The sequence below is a fragment of the Methanosalsum zhilinae DSM 4017 genome, from assembly GCF_000217995.1.
Classification (GTDB): Archaea; Halobacteriota; Methanosarcinia; order Methanosarcinales; family Methanosarcinaceae; genus Methanosalsum; species Methanosalsum zhilinae.
The window spans coordinates 230,769-247,686 of record NC_015676.1 but is presented as its reverse complement, the minus strand read 5'-3'; the positions used below and the strand labels follow the sequence as shown (position 1 = coordinate 247,686).

The 16,918-nt window shown below is 42.9% G+C and carries 16 protein-coding genes, 1 tRNA gene and 1 pseudogene; 7 read left to right on the top strand and 11 right to left on the bottom strand.

The annotated features are described in order from the left end of the window. Positions 1 to 13 precede the first annotated feature (13 nt). Genes MZHIL_RS01120 through MZHIL_RS01095 form a run of 6 tightly spaced genes read right to left on the bottom strand, consistent with a single transcriptional unit; the run spans position 14 to position 5,907 of the window. Positions 14 to 826, bottom strand: a complete 813-nt coding sequence (locus MZHIL_RS01120; RefSeq protein WP_013897531.1) for an ABC transporter ATP-binding protein — start codon at positions 824 to 826, stop codon at positions 14 to 16. Then, positions 819 to 1,739 carry an ABC transporter ATP-binding protein gene (locus tag MZHIL_RS01115; protein WP_013897530.1) on the bottom strand — a complete coding sequence of 307 codons (921 nt, stop codon included), beginning with the start codon at positions 1,737 to 1,739 and terminating at the stop codon, positions 819 to 821. Before MZHIL_RS01115 ends, MZHIL_RS01120 begins: the two co-directional genes overlap by 8 nt. Then, positions 1,740 to 2,585 (bottom strand): ABC transporter permease, encoded by an 846-nt coding sequence (locus MZHIL_RS01110; protein ID WP_245527550.1) that lies wholly within the window; start codon positions 2,583 to 2,585, stop codon positions 1,740 to 1,742. Next, positions 2,566 to 3,516 (bottom strand): nickel ABC transporter permease, encoded by a 951-nt coding sequence (gene nikB, locus MZHIL_RS01105; RefSeq protein WP_013897528.1) that lies wholly within the window; start codon positions 3,514 to 3,516, stop codon positions 2,566 to 2,568. Before nikB ends, MZHIL_RS01110 begins: the two co-directional genes overlap by 20 nt. A gap of 5 nt (positions 3,517 to 3,521) precedes the next feature. Further along, positions 3,522 to 4,301 (bottom strand): class I SAM-dependent methyltransferase, encoded by a 780-nt coding sequence (locus MZHIL_RS01100; RefSeq protein WP_013897527.1) that lies wholly within the window; start codon positions 4,299 to 4,301, stop codon positions 3,522 to 3,524. A gap of 25 nt (positions 4,302 to 4,326) precedes the next feature. Continuing rightward, positions 4,327 to 5,907, bottom strand: a complete 1,581-nt coding sequence (locus tag MZHIL_RS01095; RefSeq protein WP_013897526.1) for an ABC transporter substrate-binding protein — start codon at positions 5,905 to 5,907, stop codon at positions 4,327 to 4,329. A gap of 132 nt (positions 5,908 to 6,039) precedes the next feature. Between MZHIL_RS01095 and MZHIL_RS01090 the strand changes: the two are divergent. Next, positions 6,040 to 6,687 (top strand): annotated as a pseudogene (locus tag MZHIL_RS01090) (RNA-guided endonuclease TnpB family protein); the annotation flags it as partial. A gap of 107 nt (positions 6,688 to 6,794) precedes the next feature. On the opposite strand, the gene MZHIL_RS01085 reads toward MZHIL_RS01090, so the two are convergent. Together MZHIL_RS01085 and MZHIL_RS01080 are read right to left on the bottom strand one after the other, a co-directional pair. Continuing rightward, on the bottom strand, positions 6,795 to 7,496 hold the full coding sequence (locus tag MZHIL_RS01085; RefSeq protein ID WP_013897525.1) for a formylglycine-generating enzyme family protein: 702 nt from the start codon (positions 7,494 to 7,496) through the stop codon (positions 6,795 to 6,797). Between the two features lie 87 nt (positions 7,497 to 7,583). Continuing rightward, positions 7,584 to 7,693, bottom strand: a tRNA-Met gene (locus MZHIL_RS01080). Positions 7,694 to 8,048: 355 nt separating this feature from the next. Here MZHIL_RS01080 and MZHIL_RS01075 point away from each other — a divergent pair. The 6 genes from MZHIL_RS01075 to MZHIL_RS01050 all read left to right on the top strand — a co-directional run bounded on the left by MZHIL_RS01075 (position 8,049) and on the right by MZHIL_RS01050 (position 13,327). Continuing rightward, a complete protein-coding gene (locus tag MZHIL_RS01075; protein WP_013897524.1) occupies positions 8,049 to 8,429 on the top strand; it encodes a molybdopterin dinucleotide binding domain-containing protein in 381 nt (126 codons plus the stop codon). Between the two features lie 11 nt (positions 8,430 to 8,440). Further along, positions 8,441 to 9,748 carry a formylmethanofuran dehydrogenase subunit B gene (locus MZHIL_RS01070; protein ID WP_342626845.1) on the top strand — a complete coding sequence of 436 codons (1,308 nt, stop codon included), beginning with the start codon at positions 8,441 to 8,443 and terminating at the stop codon, positions 9,746 to 9,748. Position 9,749: 1 nt separating this feature from the next. Then, positions 9,750 to 11,471: a formylmethanofuran dehydrogenase subunit A gene (locus MZHIL_RS01065; RefSeq protein WP_013897522.1), complete on the top strand. Its 1,722-nt coding sequence runs from the start codon at positions 9,750 to 9,752 to the stop codon at positions 11,469 to 11,471. A 2-nt stretch (positions 11,472 to 11,473) separates the two neighbouring features. Further along, the gene (locus MZHIL_RS01060; protein ID WP_013897521.1) at positions 11,474 to 12,232 is read left to right on the top strand and encodes a formylmethanofuran dehydrogenase subunit C; all 759 of its coding nucleotides are present in this window, start codon (positions 11,474 to 11,476) and stop codon (positions 12,230 to 12,232) included. A gap of 143 nt (positions 12,233 to 12,375) precedes the next feature. Beyond that, positions 12,376 to 12,753, top strand: a complete 378-nt coding sequence (locus MZHIL_RS01055; protein WP_013897520.1) for a DUF2283 domain-containing protein — start codon at positions 12,376 to 12,378, stop codon at positions 12,751 to 12,753. Positions 12,754 to 13,045: 292 nt separating this feature from the next. Next, positions 13,046 to 13,327, top strand: a complete 282-nt coding sequence (locus MZHIL_RS01050) for a DUF1294 domain-containing protein (RefSeq protein ID WP_013897519.1) — start codon at positions 13,046 to 13,048, stop codon at positions 13,325 to 13,327. Between the two features lie 10 nt (positions 13,328 to 13,337). Here the strand turns inward: MZHIL_RS01050 and MZHIL_RS01045 are convergent, their stop codons facing one another. The 3 genes from MZHIL_RS01045 to MZHIL_RS01035 form a co-directional block, all read right to left on the bottom strand. Beyond that, a complete protein-coding gene (locus MZHIL_RS01045; RefSeq protein ID WP_157209607.1) occupies positions 13,338 to 13,937 on the bottom strand; it encodes a hypothetical protein in 600 nt (199 codons plus the stop codon). 34 nt (positions 13,938 to 13,971) lie between these two features. Further along, entirely contained in the window at positions 13,972 to 14,511 is a 540-nt protein-coding gene (locus MZHIL_RS01040; RefSeq protein WP_013897517.1) for a hypothetical protein, read from the bottom strand. A 217-nt stretch (positions 14,512 to 14,728) separates the two neighbouring features. Beyond that, positions 14,729 to 16,807 (bottom strand): S-layer protein domain-containing protein, encoded by a 2,079-nt coding sequence (locus MZHIL_RS01035; RefSeq protein ID WP_013897516.1) that lies wholly within the window; start codon positions 16,805 to 16,807, stop codon positions 14,729 to 14,731. Between the last annotated feature and the right edge of the window lie 111 nt (positions 16,808 to 16,918).

Below are 16,918 nucleotides of genomic sequence, written 5' to 3'. Positions count from 1 at the left end.
GGTCCTTTTTGAATTAAGCTAAAACAGGTTTTTCCAGTTGTTTAAAGTTACTGATCAAAGACACTTTCTTCATGTTATCCACCAGTGTCCTGGTATACTCGTGTTTGGGATTCAGGAAAATATCAGAGGTGTGGTCAAGTTCAACTATACGTCCGTCTTTCATGACCATGACCCTATCAGCAATCCTTTTAACAAGTGCAAGATCATGTGATATGAAAATCAGTGTCATACTCATTTCTTTTTTGACCTTCATTAAAAGTTGAACTATATGTGCCTGAACAGAAACATCGAGTGCTGAAGTTACCTCATCAGCTATCAGGATATCAGGAGCCATCAGTATCGAACGAGCTATAGCTATCCTCTGGTTCTGACCTCCGCTTAACTGATGAGGATAATAGGATAAATGTTTTTCATACATTCCTACGGATTCTATTGCATCCACAATGATTTTTTTGAACTCCTGTTTTGGACTTTTCTGGAGTATAAGAGGTTCGGCCAATATCTGATAAATTGATTTTTTAGGATTGAGTGACATATCCGGATTCTGGAAAATTATCTGTATTCGCGATATTGCAGCAGAGAGCTTGGTGCCGCTGATGCTGCTGTTCAAAATATCATTACCTGCCTTGATGACACCTGAATCGATCTTTTCAAGTCCAACCAGGCATTTACCCAGCGTAGTCTTTCCACAGCCACTCTCCCCAACGATACATAAAGTCTCCTGGCCTCTCATCCTGAAAGAGATGTCCTGCAATACATCTATATTTCTCTTTTTGAACAAATTTCCAGAAGGGTACGATTTATTGACATTTTTTACCTCAAGCATAAGCAAGACACCTCACGAACCGGTCCTCATCCACCTGCACCATTTCAGGATGTGTACTACAACAGCAGAGATCCCCATGTTCACACCTTGAACTGAATCTGCAGCCCTGTGGCCGTTCTGCGATATGTGGAGAATTACCTGGAATGGGTTTCATTTCACGTAACGGATGCGACTCTATCAATTTCCTGGAATACGGATGCAGAGGTTTTGAAAAAAATGATGATACTGGTGCCACTTCCACGATTTCACCTGCATACATGACACCGATTTTATCCGACAGGGTATAGGCTACATCAAGATCATGGGTTATCAGGAGTATCGAGCGCTGGGAATGTAACTGTGCTAGCATATCGATCAGCTGCATCTTAAGGGTAATATCAAGACCAGTGGTAGGCTCATCAGCGATTAAAATATCCGGATCGCTGGCAGTACCAAAGGCCACAGCAAATCTTTGTTTCAAGCCACCACTCAGCTGATGAGGATATTGGGCCAGCCTGTGTAAGGGATCATTTATCCCAACCTTTTGCATGAGATCTACCATGTTTTGAAGTGCTGGCGACATACCAGAGTATTTCATGATCTCAGCCAGCTGTGACCTCATAGTGAAAACAGGATTCAATGAGCTGGAGGGGTTCTGGAATACCATTCCCACACGTCTGCCTCTGATCTTCTTTAGTGATTTTTCAGGAAGGGACAGAAGATCCTCTTCCTCAAGATAAATTCGGCCTGATATTTCAGCATCCTTTGGCAGCAGACCCAGTATAGAGTTTGCAATAAGAGATTTCCCGCACCCTGATTCACCAATAATAGTAAATGTTTCTTTCTCTTTTAGATCGATATCTACTGAATCTACAGGTGCCAGTAAACCTTCAGATGAAAGAAAGCTTATCTTCACGTCACGCAACTTTAACAATTAGAACACTCTCCATCTTTGTTTAGTATCCCTGGGATCAAATATGTCCCTCAATCCGTCACCAATAAAATTAAAGCCCAGAACAATGCTTACAATGAACATTCCTGGGAAAAACATTACATGTGGTGCTGATTGTAAGAAGAATCTGCCATCGCTCACCATCATTCCAAGTTCAGGATATGAGGATACTCCCAGTCCCAGGAAACTGAGGCTGGCTGCTGCAAGTATAACATAACCCATACCTAAGGTAGCAATGACCAGCAGGGGTGAAGTAATGTTTGGTAATATATGATACTTCAATATATGCCCACTTCCTGCACCCATAGCCTTGGAAGCTAATACATAATCCATATTCTTAACAGATATAACAGATCCCCGACTGATCCGTGCAAATACCGTCCATTCGACCAGTGTAAGTGCGACCACCAGCCCTACAATTGACCCACCGAAAATACCAGCCACAGCAAGTGCCACAAACATTCCGGGAAAGGACAGAAATGCATCCACAACTCTCATAATGATCTCATCCACCACACCACCAGAATATCCTGATACTGCACCAATAACAGTTCCTGTAACCAGTGACAGGGATATAACGGATATACCTATCAACAGACTAATCCTTGTAGCAAACAATGCACGGCTCAATATACACCTTCCCAGGTGATCTGTTCCAAAAGGATATTGCGAGGATAATGAATATTCAGGTGCAACTAATCTCTCATCAAGATTAGACTCCTGAGGATCATTTGGAGCAAGCCATGGTGCAAACAGTGCAACCATTACCATGACACCTGCCAGTACCATGCCTATTACCATGCTCCTATTAGCTATTATTCTCATCATACCTCCACCTGGGATCAAGATACGCATACGAAATATCAACTAGCAGATTAACTACCACAAAAATAGTTGCCACGAAAAGAAGTGTACCCTGTATCATCGGATAATCTCTATCATATATGGAATTCACCATCAGGTTACCTATACCCGGCCATGCGAAAACCGTTTCCACAACCACAGAGCCATTTAGCAGGTATCCAAAACTTAAGCCCAGCATGGTAATTACCGGAATGAACGCATTCTTTAATCCATATTTTCCAATTATGATGTGTTCAGGTATACCACGTGCCCTTGCTGCCCTGATATAGTCCTGATCAAGAACATCCAGCAAACTTGACCTTACCAATCTCATCAGGACAGCTGCAGAAGCAGTTCCCAGAGTTATCGCCGGTAATATCATGAATTTCAGCTCACCACTTTCCCCATAACCTCCAACTGGAAACATGTCCAGAATCAGGGCAAATACCAGTATCATGATATAGCTCTGCCAGAAATTGGGTACAGAGACACCTATCAATGAAATGAATCTGCTGATATCATCTTTCCATGTATCTCTGCCAAGTGCAGCAATAATTCCACCAGGAACAGCGATGAGCAATGCAAAGAACATGCTCAGTACAGCTAGCTTGAAAGTTGCTGCAAATTTATGTGTAATGGCTTCTGCAACCGGCTGACCTGTCATGTAAGAATATCCAAGGTCTCCTGATATCACCTGTTTCAACCAGATACCGTACTGCACATGAAAAGGCCTATCAAAGCCCATCTTCTCACTGAACTCCTTGACTGCCACAGGATCAGCAATGCCATCAGGACCTGTCATTAAGAGTTCTGCAGGATCCCCAGGCGCGAAATGGATGATAGAAAAGCTCAACACCGAAACTAGAAGAAGGGTCGGTATCAAGAACAATATCCTTCGCAGTACGTAATTTAGCATGCTGTCTATTTCCTTATAGATATTTTATTAGCAGCAACCAGAAATACAGAGTCAGTATTCAGTATGCGTAAAACGGGATGTAATTGTCTTAAGTTATATTCATGTATCTCTTTCAATTCACTGAATTTTACATCATCAAATCCTGCCTGCAGGAATAACGGAGTAACGCTTTCAGGTCTTACATCAAGGTATAGAGGTAAGGAATCATTGAACCCTGAATAATGCTGATCAAACCTGTTAGAACTGGTATAACTGGTCTTCCTGTCCCTGACACCAATATTTTTCACAAGCTTGCTTAACCATCTCTTTACTCTTTTAGTGGGAGCAGGGTCGAACCAGTTGCCATCAATTGCAATCACCTTACCATTTTCAGGCGATAGTACCCGGTTCCATTCACTTAAAGCCTTATCAGGGTTGGGCAGAGTCCATAGAAGATATTTGTTCACTACAACATCAAACATCCCGTCATCAAATGGCAGATCCTCAGCATCACATTTTGAAAAAGTTACATCCAGCCCTCTACTTTCTGCTTCCTTCTCTGCCCTGTCTACCATTGATTGTGAAATATCAACTGCTGTGACCTCATGTCCCATCTCAGCCAATAACAATGCAAGGAAACCCCGGCCTGTACCCACATCCAGGATCTTTAGCCTGCCTTCACCTAAATGGAGAGAAAGGGCCTGTTTCCAGAGTTCCCTTTCTTCTCCTTCAAGACCGGTCACACCATTGATATAACTCGTGCTTCTCCAGTCCCAATAATCCTGTATCTGTTTCTTAACATCCATTAAGATCAAAACTCCTCTAAACTTGTCAGATACCAATATTGTTCGTTAGGACCGTTATCTCGTTTGGATATAACACGAATCCATCAACTTCATCTGCAAGTCCTACTGTCTTTTTGTAATAGAATACGAACAGTTGGGGACAGTCCTCATGAACCTGTTTCTGAACCTTATTATAATACTCCATCCTCACGTTCTCATCAGGATCGGTCCTTGCAATACTTAACCACTCGTCCACATCCGGGTTAGAGTACCCCGTCCATTCAGCATAAGTATTGCCTGATTCGAAATGTTGTGTCAGGAAATAGTCAGGGTCACCTGTTGGAGCTATACCCCAGGCATAGAGTGCAAGGTCATAGTTACCATTATTCATATCAGCGCTAAGTGCGCCACTTTCAAGTGTCACTGCCTTACTCTCAATACCTATCGATTTGAGCTGAATGGCCATCACTTCCGCTGCAGGTCGAAGTTCAGGACGTGCCGAATATGTCTTGATATCAATGGTGAACGGTTCCCCATTATATTCTAACCTACCATCTCCTGTAGTATCCTCAATACCTGCCTCACTGAGCAACTCCAGTGCCTTATCAGTATCATGGTGGTAAGGTTCAATTTCATCATTAGCTGACCACATGAAATTGGATGGGAACATACCTATTGCAGGACTGCCTCCAAATCCTTCAAGTGCCGCATTGACCACCTGTTCTCTGTTGATAGCATGGCTTATAGCCTGTCTTACACGCACATCATCAAGTGGCTCCTTATTTGTGTTGACGTACATGAACGCAGTCCTCATAGTTTCCTCATTGACCATTTTTAAGTGTGGACGAGCGTCCAGCCTTGCAACCTCAGATGGGGGTATACTGTCAGCAATATGCACATCCCTGCCTTCGATTTTCAATGCCCGGGTCAACGGGTCGCTCACATACTCTATCACTACCCTATCCACACGTGCCAGATCACCCCAGTAATTCTCGTTCTTCTTCACTTCAAGTCTGATATCAGGATTAAACGAAGAGTAGATGAATGGACCCGTTCCTGAAGGATTGCCTGCAAGATTATCTACATTGGGATTTACTATGGAAACTATAGGGTCAGTTAAACTTGCAATAGTCGGTGCATAAGCTTTTTGTGTAACTATATGTACAGTATAATTATCCACAGCATACACATCCTCGATAAAGCGATATTGGCTACTACGCCTATTATCAGGATTCATTACCCTTTCAATGGAATATACTACGGCATCCGCATCCATTGGAGTACCGTCATGGAATTTTACATCATCCCTTAATCGAACCTCCCATGTTACCTCATCTATTGCTTCATACCCTGTAGCCAGCTCGGGTACAAGTTCCATATTCTCATCATAACTGAACAGCGTCTCATAGATACCAGCCTGTCTTACATACCATCCGACCCAATCAGACGCAGGATCCAGGGAATGTGATGGACCAAACGTTTGAGCTATACGCAACACACTTTCATGAGAACCTTCAATACCATTTTGCTCTGTATCACCATTGTCCCCTAGACAGCCGGATATACAGAGAACCACTAAAAGGACAGCAAAAACAGAACATATAATAGGTCTATAACTATATTTCATGTTGATCACAACATCTTAACACAAACAATCATAATAAATGTTACGAAAATTTTGAATCGTGCTAAAATCATGCCGATGTGTGTACCCATCAAATGCCATTAAAATTAAGAACTCGTGTGTACCGGCAGGTAAAAATATTACATTAGTATCCTTGTAGACGACAATCAGGAATTTCCAGAAAAATCGGATTTCTCCGTAAACGATACCGTAGGAGTAGATGTAGGTATCAAGGAGTTTGCTATCACTTCTAATGGTGATAAAATCGACAATCCAGGACACCTTAAAAACTCCATGAAGAGGCTTAAAGTTCTTTCAAAACGCCTATCTCGAAAACAGAAAGGCTCAAATAACAGAAATAAATCTCGTCAACAAGTAGCCAGGCTCCATGAAAAAATAAGCAATCAGAGACACGACTTCCAGCATAAGGTTTCAACAAAGCTCGTTAGCGAGAACCAAGCCGTAGCAGTAGATACCCTCAATGTCTCCGGTATGTTGAAAAATCATTATCTGGCTCAACACATAGCTGATGCATCATGGAGTTCCTTCATAACAAAACTCGAATATAAGGCAGAATGGTACGCAAAAACAGTTCTGCGCATCGCAAGATTCGAGCCAAGTACAAAAATCTGCAACGTTTATGGCTACTATAACAGTTCCATGACATTAGCAGACAGAAAATGGAAATGCCCGGAATGTAATACTAATAATGATAGGGACATAAATGCCTCTATCAATATTAAGAAATTCGCTCTTCAAGAGCAGAACTTAATAGGAATATAAGCACCCTCGGAACAAGGGGAAGAGCCTGTGGACTTGTGAACAATGGTTCAAGGGATGAAACAGGAAGCCAAGAAGTATTTAGCTTCGGGGTAGTTCACAAAAATAGGTCATACTCGCCTCAATATGCGAAACCCCAGACTATAATGTCGTTCTCCAGGCTCTATACAGTATCTCTTGGATGACCTGCAATAATCTGGAAAACTGTGCCAGCACCCTCCTCGTATCACACGTCCTTCTGAATGGCCCTCACTCCATGGCTCATTATACATTGGAGCACCATTATAAGTATCATGCCACCTGTCCTGACACCATTCCCAGAGGTTACCATGCATGTCATACAATCCCCAGTCATTGCTCCTCTTTCTGCCTACAGGTTGCGATTTAGAGTATGAATTTGAGTCATACCAGCAATACTCTCCAAGAAGCTTTTCATCATCACCAAATGAAAACCTGGTATTACTACCTGCCCTGCACGCATATTCCCATTCAGCTTCTGATGGTAAACTGTATTTATCAGTACCCTCGGCAGAATTGAGTCTCTCAACAAACTCCTGAACATCATACCATGATACTTGATCTACAGGATTGGTGGCACCTTTAAAGTATGCAGGATTATCATGCATCAGTTCACTCCACTGGATCTGTGTTACTGGATATCTTCCAAGATAAAAGGGGTGGGGGATGGTCTTCTCATGAACAGGACTTTCATCCACCTCGAATTCAGACCCCATCAGGAACCTTCCAGGAGAGATCTTAACCAGTTCCATTCCAATACTGTTTACATGAACTTTAGTTTTGTTAGTTCCCATATTCCGGCCATATGAACTGTAGATATTATAGTATGCAACTTCAGAACAAATATTTTAATTGATTATAAATGTTTATAGAAAATAGTATGCCCGGAGCGTGACTCGAACACGCGACCTCCAGATATCTCAGGAGATTTGGACGCTCATATCTTATTTCCCTATGAGTCTGGCGCCCCAACCGACTAGGCTATCCGGGCTATAGCAGGAGTCTTAAAGGTACATAGATATATTAAAGTATATCGATTGATTTTCAGTATATGATTAGATATCCAGTCTATGGTACTGTCTGTCTTCATATATTCCATCCCTGTCAATGGATAACTATATATTACAAATGTTATCAAATAAACTGCAATCTAATTTAGAGGATAGCCTATATCCAATACATGCAAGCAGGTGCCGATACTAAGCTTATGCCTGCAGGAAATGATCCGGGTCTGCAACAGACGGATTTTTATGTATTGGAAACAATTCCATATACCAGATGACAGGTACGTGGAAGTTGCCTTGAATATTTCACTTTATTCTGAAATTATCTACAGAGGTATATCAATGAAATTGGAAGCAAACCTTATAACTGGAAGAACTGCTTACCAGGGGTCTTATCTTGAATATAAGACCAGTCCAAGGTATTTTGAGGAATGTGCATACTGCGAACTCAATCCCGAAGACCTCAGCCAGCTGGGAGTATCTGAGGGTGAGTGCCTGAAGGTCAGTAATGAACACGGAGAAGTTATTGTAAAAGCAAAAGCAAACAGCGGAAATCCCAGGGGAATTGCATTTATCCCTATGGGCCCGTGGGCAAATGCTGTGGTCGATCCTGATACCCATGGATGCGGTATGCCAGGATTTAAGGGAATACCATCACAGATCGAGAAAAGTGATAAGGAACCACTTGATATGAAATCACTCATGAGAACATACTGTCAGTAAGGAGATAGAGTATAATGAAAGTAATTACAGATGTTGTATGTCCCTTCTGCGGATCACTGTGTGACGATCTTACTGTAAAGGTCGAGGACAATGTGATCACAGATATCCAGAGAGCATGCATTCTGGGGCACAACAAGATCGCAGGAGTATGCCTGCATGATAGAATTGAATCACCTATGATTCGCAAGGATGGAGAACTTGTGGAAGTTAGCTATGAGGAAGCCATTGAAAAAGCTGCTGAAATTCTTGCAAATTCAAAAAGAAACCTCTCGTACGGCTGGGCTTCAACTTCCTGTGAAGCTGTCAGCAAGGCAATTCAGCTTGCTGAGGAGACTGGTGCACTAATAGATTCCACTGCAAATGTATGCCATGGTCCAACTGTACTTGCAGTACATGAGAAAGGATCCCCTGCTGCATCCCTTGGCCAGGTAAAAAACCGTGCAGATCTTGTTGTATTCTGGGGGTGCAATCCGGTTCATGCCCATCCAAGGCATATGAGCAGATATTCCACATATGCAAGGGGATTCTTCACAAAGAAGGGAAGAAAGGCCAGAAATATTGCAGTGGTTGATGTAAGGGAAACTGATACTGCAAAGCTTGCAGATAAATATGTGCAGGTTGAGCCTGGAGGAGATTATATGCTTCTTTGTGCCATCCGTTCAGTCATCAATGAAAATGAAGATGTGATTCCTGCGGAAGTTGCTGGTATTCCAAAGGAGGAGATCATTGAACTTGCCACCATGCTCAAGGAAGCAAAGTTTAGCTGTATCTTCTATGGAATGGGTACTACCCAGTCAAGATCCAAGTACAAGAACGGAGCTGCAGTTTCAGCACTGCTCTATGACCTGAACCAGTACTCAAAATCAGTAATGATACCAATGAGAGGTCATTACAATGTTACCGGTTTTGGACAGGTTGCAAACTGGGAGACCGGTTATCCCAATGCAATTGACTTCAATCGCAAGCTGGCATACTATAATCCAGGAGAGACTGGTGCCAGTGATGTGCTGCTAAGGGGTGATGTGGACTCTGCTCTTATTGCAGCTGGAGATCCTGGCGCACACTTTGCCCAGGAAGCTGTCAGGTGCCTTGCACAAATCCCGCTGATACAGATTGACCCATATCATAATGCAACCACTGAGCTGGCAGATGTAGTAATCCCTGCTGCTGTTGTAGGTGTTGAAGTAGAGGGTACTGCCTACAGAATGGACAGTATCCCGCTTAGAATGAAGAAACTGATTGATACCACTTTCAAATCTGATGAGGAGATTGTAACAGATCTCATTGAGAAGGTGCGGGAGATCAAGGGAGGTGCTTGAAATGTCTGAACTTATTATCAAAAATGCAGCTGTATGTGATCCTGTTAACGGAATTAACTGTGAAAATATGGATCTGGCTGTAAAGGATGGAAAGATTGTAGAAAGTGTATCATCCGATGCAAAGGTGATTGATGCAGGTGGCAGGCTCACAATGGCAGGTGCAATTGACGGGCACACCCACTGTGCAGGCAAGATCAATGTAGGTCGATTGATGAGCCCCCATGATATGAGAATGAACCCTGTGCCTGGACTATCGGGATTGCAGGAGCCAACACTCTATACAAGGGCACAGTCCGGGTACAATACACCAAACACCTTTGCTCTGGGATACAGGTACTCCAAGCTTGGATATACCACTCTTTCAGAAGCTGCAATTTCAATGCTGTCTGCCAGGCATACCCATGAAGAATTTGAATCCATACCGATCCTGGACAAATGGGGTCTGACACTTTTTGGAAACAACTGGCATGTCATGAACTATGTACGTGATCAGGAGCCAGAGAAGCTTGCAGCCTACATTGCATGGGGTCTGAAGGCAAGCCGTGGTTTTGGAATCAAAATAGTAAATCCGGGAGGAGGAGAAGCATGGGGCTGGGGTAAGAACGTTAACTCAGTAGACGATGTGGTCCCTGACTTTGATGTAACTCCACGCCAGATACTGCTTGGGCTGGCAGAAGCAAACGAAGCACTAAGACTGCCCCACTCCGTGCATGTACACTGTAACAACCTTGGTAAGCCTGGCAACTATGAAACAACCATTGAAACCATGAAACTAATGGAGAGTGTAAAGACCACAAGGGACAGACAGGCACTGCACCTGGCACACCTTCAGTTCCATTCATACGGAGGAAATTCATGGAGGGAATTTGAGAGTGCAACTCCCCAGATAACTGATTATATCAATAGTGCAGATCACCTGACATTTGACATGGGCCAGGTTATATTCGGTCCTGCAATGACAATGACAGCCGATGGACCACTGGAATATTCCAATGCACGCATGCTGCATGCAAAATGGAGTAACAAGGATGTGGAACTTGAAGATGGTGCAGGTGTTGTACCAATTGAGTATTCTCCAAAGAGCTTTGTCAATGCAGTCCAGTGGGCAATTGGACTTGAACTGGCACTCATGGTTGAGGATCCATGGAAGGTCATGTTCACAACCGACAGTCCAAACGGTGGTTCCTTTGTTAACTATCCTGAAGCCTATGCACTTCTCATGAGTGCAAAGAAGAGGCAGCAGATAATCGAGAGCCTGCCGGATCTTGCAGTTGATCGAATGGTACTGCCTGGTATTGACAGGGAACTTGATTTCTATGAGCTGGCAATCCTGACCAGAGGTATCCAGTCAAAGATGTTCTCCATGGATAACATCGGACACCTGGGAGTCGGTGCTGATGCAGATATTGCAATATATGACATGATTCCAGGCCAGGTTGATCCTGGTACAGAACACGAGAAACTCAAGAAGGCATTCTCTGCAACTTCATGCACCATCAAGAGAGGTAACGTTGTTGTGCAGGACGGAGAGATCGTTGCAACACCTGCCGGCAGGACCTACTGGGTCAATGCAGCAGGTTGTGTGAAAGGTGAAGTACAGGAAGCTGCCATGAAGGATATAAAGAACAATTTCCGCAGGTACTATACTGTGGGCATTGCCAATTACATGGTGGAGGACGATTACCTGCCCCATCCAGTTGAGATTACAACGGAGGTGAACTGATTATGCAGACAGTTACACTTACCCTTCGGGAAAAAAACAGGGTTCCAATAGAGGCTGATACCATCAGCCCTGATAACTTTGCAGGACGCTCTGAGCGGGATATTGAACAGATTCCACTCTGGTATGGAAATACCCAGGTATTTCTTGGAGATATCTTCGAAGTTGTGGCTGACGGCAGTGACAGTGCAGAGAATGTGAGAATCGAGATTAACGGTGATCTGTCAAGAATTAAGAGAATCGGTCAGCACATGAGTGCTGGAGAGATCGTGATCAACGGTAATGTGGATATGCACTGTGGCTGTTCTATGACAGGCGGTAAGATTACCATCAACGGCCATGCTGACAGCTGGGTTGGATGCGAGATGAAGGGCGGTGAAATTACTGTCAATGGCAATGCAAAGTACTATGTTGGCAGTGGATACCGCGGCGAAGAAAAAGGCATGAGTGGCGGCAAAATTGTGGTCAACGGGAATGCTCTGGACTATGTAGGAGAGCACATGTCCGGTGGTGAGATCATCATTACCGGTAATGCAGGTCTTCTACCAGGCCTTTCCAACAGTGGCGGAACAATTGTCATCGGAGGCAATACCACCATGGCTGCCGGCGAGATGAAAAAAGGCATGATAGTGATCAAGGGCAATCTTGAAGAGATGCTGCCGGTATATCGTGAAGACGGAACCGAGGAATTTGAGGGTGAAACCTACCGCAAGTTCACAGGCGATGTGAATATTAAAGGCAAGGGCACTCTGCTTGTGAAATGAAGAGATCTCAGGTCTCTTCATCTTTTTTTTCTGTTCTTTAATGTTTTGATCGTTAACATATTAATTATACCAAAATCTTATTGGCATCATGTGATATCATTAATTACATATTTTCCATAAGAATCCTCGGGGAGGGAAAAATAATGATTAAAGAGGAAACTTTGCATGAAAAAGATCAGTATGATTATGATTTTGTGAATGATAGCTTCTATGCTTTCCCAAAGAACAGGAGTTATAAATCTTCATTTATAATGGATGATATCATACTTGATGTAAATGAAAAAAACGAGTTTGCAGGCATTGAAATATTGGATGCGTCTAAGAAATTTGGAATAAGTAAGAGTGATCTGCGCTCCCCGGTGAAGTTGAAAGTGCATTTGCAGATTAAAAAAGATGTAATAATAATTGGGCTGGAAATAACTGTTTCAAAGCGAAATCAGAAAGTTTCAAAGACAATATCTGAATCTGGCCTAAATGACATGAATTTACCTCCCGGTTCTGCCACTCTGGCTTTAGCATAATTAATCAGTCAGGGAGTCAATTTCAAAGCTTCTAATAAACTTTTTTCAATAGCATAGCTAAAAAAAACAGACTACCCTGTATGAGCATGCCGCATTTCATAGAATGTAGGATAAATTGACTAATTATCAATAATCGTAATGCTTGGGCATACTTTAAGCTATCTGTTCAGGAATCTTAAAAAAAGTGGGAAAGGGGGAGGTGATATTAAATGATTGTATCGAATTCTATAAAAGGTTTATGGTCCAGAGTGTCTGTTTTTCTGTAACATTCAAATAGGTACATGTATAATAAATGGTCATGGAATTACTTCTAATTGTTCTGACCTATCTGGTGTTCATCAACGCAGCTGGACTGTATCTGATGGGACTGGATAAAAAGAAGGCTGTTATGAAAGAGAGACGCATTTCTGAAAAGACCTTTTTCAGCCTTGCCATTGCAGGTGCAGGCCCTGGCATATATGCAGGGATGCGTACATTTCGCCACAAGACCCTGCATAAAAGGTTCAGCCTGGGCATCCCGATGATAATGGGACTTCAGGTACTGGTCATCCTTGAGATACTGATCAATCTGTGATCCTCTGTCCTTAGAGATTTACAATCATGTAGGCTTCCCGCATTGCAGCCAGTGCCAGCAGCAGGATTGCAATCACAGCACCAATCCAGTGCTCACGATCCATCTTGCGTTCTGATTTCGGTACAGGTACCGATGATGACCTGAAGTTCTCAGAGTAATTTGCAGAGATGGTGCTGGTGGATACTGCCAGCAGTACCGCTGCCATCATCTCATACAGACCGCTTCTGCCAAATACTGCAATTGACGGTGCCATGGGCTCTGCCATTGGAATACCAAATGAATTGGTGCCAAGGGTTACCCCGTACAGAACCATCCAGGCCAGTGGCACCAGTCCTCCGAATCCAAAGTATCCAACCCGCAGAACATAGTTGCCAATAAGGATCAGGGAAAAACCTGCCATGTTCAGGAGAAATATTGTGGCAAATTCGCTAGCCAGTGTATCTGCTGCACTATCTCCTGCAAGAGTGGGAAGTATCCCCATGCCGCTGAGCAGTCCTTCCGGTAAAAGGTAGTAACTTGTAGTCCAGCTTGTGAAAAAGAGTATCAGACCCAGCGCGTATAAGCTGATGAACCGCACTAACAGGTGCTGGTGTCCCAGAAAACGTTTCATCTGCGTGGGAAAAAATAGGATTCAGGATACATTATCAGTATCCTGTGGATTTACTAAAATCTCTGAGTACAGTATGATCATCTGTGTTTCCTTCAACAAGGATCACAAAATTGTGATTGTTCCAGACATAGACAAACCGTTCAACACGTTCTCCACCTGTTAGTGTGGATTTGTTGATCCTGGTGACTGTCTGGTCGTTGATGGTCTCCTCAGTGAATCTGTCTATGTTCCTGAGTTCAGGATAGGTTGCCTTGTACTCTTCAACAAAGTTCTCTGCAGACCGGCGATCCTCCATCTCCACAACTGTCAGCTGAACATCCAGATTGTTACCGTTCTGATAAATCCCTCTGGCAGCCTCCACTATTCCATTTACATCCACATAGCTATCTGCTATGCTCTCAGCAGAGACATCAGGACTTCCCAGGTATACCAGTTCATGTGGCGGATTCTCAACCACCACCAGGTCAGCAGGACTCATTCCTTCAAGCTCTGACCCATTATCTGCATCAAGACATCCACTTCCAATCAAAACCGCAGCAACTGCAAGTGATATCAGTAAAAGTTTCATTTTCATTAAATTCATCCCTCCATTTTTGAGGATATTAGTTTCTGAGATAGAATATCAATCAATGTATTTGAAACTATCGAAAAACAGGCTGATGATACTAAAAATTGTTCAAAAACTGCCAGAATAACAATATAACAGTAAAAATGTGATCCGCAGAAAAGTCACAAAAAAAAGAAAACTGAAAGGGATTTGAATCAATCCCTTCAGAACTTACTTATTCAGTTTAAAGTTTTCTTGCAAAGTATGCAACTGCCAGAAGTCCGGCAATGGCAAAGATTGCTTCAAATCCAGGTGTTGGCTCAGGCTCTGGCTCAGGCTCTGGCTCAGGCTCTGGTTCAGGCTCTGGTTCAGGCTCTGGTTCAGGCTCTGGCTCAGGCTCTGGCTCAGGTTCTGGCTCAGGCTCTGGCTCAGGCTCTGGAGCTACTGGTTCACCAACAGTTCTCTCCACGAATGGGTAGAATCTGACATCGGTTGAATCTGCAACACGGAAGTAAATTTCACCCATCAGATGCTGTGTGCTGTCTCTTCTAAGTGTTATGGATGAATCAAGAGCCATTTCTATGGTGTCGCCTGAAACATTGTCGATTTCCATCTTGCCATAGGTATCCCCAGCTTCAAGTTCAATACCATCGTCTGAAATCTGCCAGATACCTTCGATAACAACAAGACTATCAACAGTTCCCTGGAAGACCTGTTCGACATGAATTGCAAGTGTGATTACATCATCTTCATCAAGGACTGTCTGATCATAGAACCAGGTTTTGTTGTATGCTCCAGGTTTGCTTACATCAATGATCTTGTCATCAACATACTCGCCGTCTTTTGTGAGCTCAAGCCAGACCTTGTTACCATCAACATCGATCTGCTGTGGTGTGATTGCATAGCCTTCATCAAACTCAAGTGTCTGACCTGTACGTAGGGTGTATCTTGTGTCAGAGTCCATTAGAAGCTTGGATAGCTTGTCAGCAGATTCATTGACTATAGGTACATACTCCTCTGCCATGAATCCGATCTTGGAGTAAACAAAATCACTGCCATCTTCTTCTTTAAATTCAAAAGCTGGATCTATTGGATACTGAATTGTACTGTAATACTTAACAGCATCAACAGCTTCAGCTAAGTTTCTACCATCGGTTGCAGCTACTGAAAGCATCTCTGAGTGAAGGTTTTCATTCAGATCGTAGAAAAATCCAGCAAATGAATATCCAGGTGTTACACTGAGACCCATACCAGGCACGTTTGTACCTGTTGCAGTCCAGTTAAATGTACCAGATTCATTAACAACAGTACCTCTAACCTCATAGGTGCCAGGTTCTGTTATCTCTTTCATGAGATAGAATCTGAGTGCATCAGAATCTGCAACTCTGAAGTAGAGATCTTCCATAAGGTGCTGTGTGCTGTCTTTTCTCAGTGTGATGGATGAAGCAAGTTTCATTTCAATTGCATCTTCAAGACTTGTTATTTCCATCTTTCCAAATGAATCATCTGTTTCCAATTCCAGACCATCGTCTGCAATCTGCCAGATACCCTCGATTACAACAAGGCTGTCAACAGTTCCCTGGAAGACCTGTTCAACATGGATTGCAAGAGTGATTACATCTTCCTCATCCAGGACTGTCTGATCATAAAACCAGGTTTTGTCTTCTGTGCCTGCATTGCTGCCAACATCAATGATTTTGTCATCAACAAACTCACCGTCTTTAGTCAACTCAAGCCAAACCTTGTTACCATCTACATCGATCTGCAGTGGTGTGATAGCATAGCCCTCATCAAGTTCGAATGTCTGTCCTGTTCTGAGAGTGTAGCTTGAATCAGTGTCCATTAGAAGCTTGGACAGTTTGCTTACATCATCAGCGTCAATGAGTACGTATTCCTCTGCAAGGAATCCGATCTTGGAATAGTTGAAATTATATCCATCTTTTTTAAAGGTGAAAGACGGTTCAATATTTTCTACAGGTTCTGAAACATATACCAGTGAATCAGTTTCATCTTTTAACTGTCTTTCACCAGTGGTGGCATTTACATTCAGAGTAATTGTTTCACTTGAATCATCTTCACTCAAGTCATACCAGAATCCTGCAAAGTTACTTGCATTCATGACAAAAGATGCATTTTCATAATTAACTCCATTCTGCCATAAAGAGTCATTACCTCTCCAATCAGCAAAATTGTCCATAATATCAGTTTCAAAATCTAATACCGGTCCTCTGATCTCTAGTTTGTCGTCGTTTGCTGTGGCAGCGCCAACTGCAAACACTGACATGAGCATCAGGGCAACCAGTGTGATTGCTAATTTTCTCATATTTTTTATCCTCCTTTTTTTGTGGGAATAGTTTCGTTTTTTGTTTTGTTGTTGTGTGTGTGGTTTTGGTGAGATGAAAAATATGATCTGTTGCACACTGTGGTGCAATCA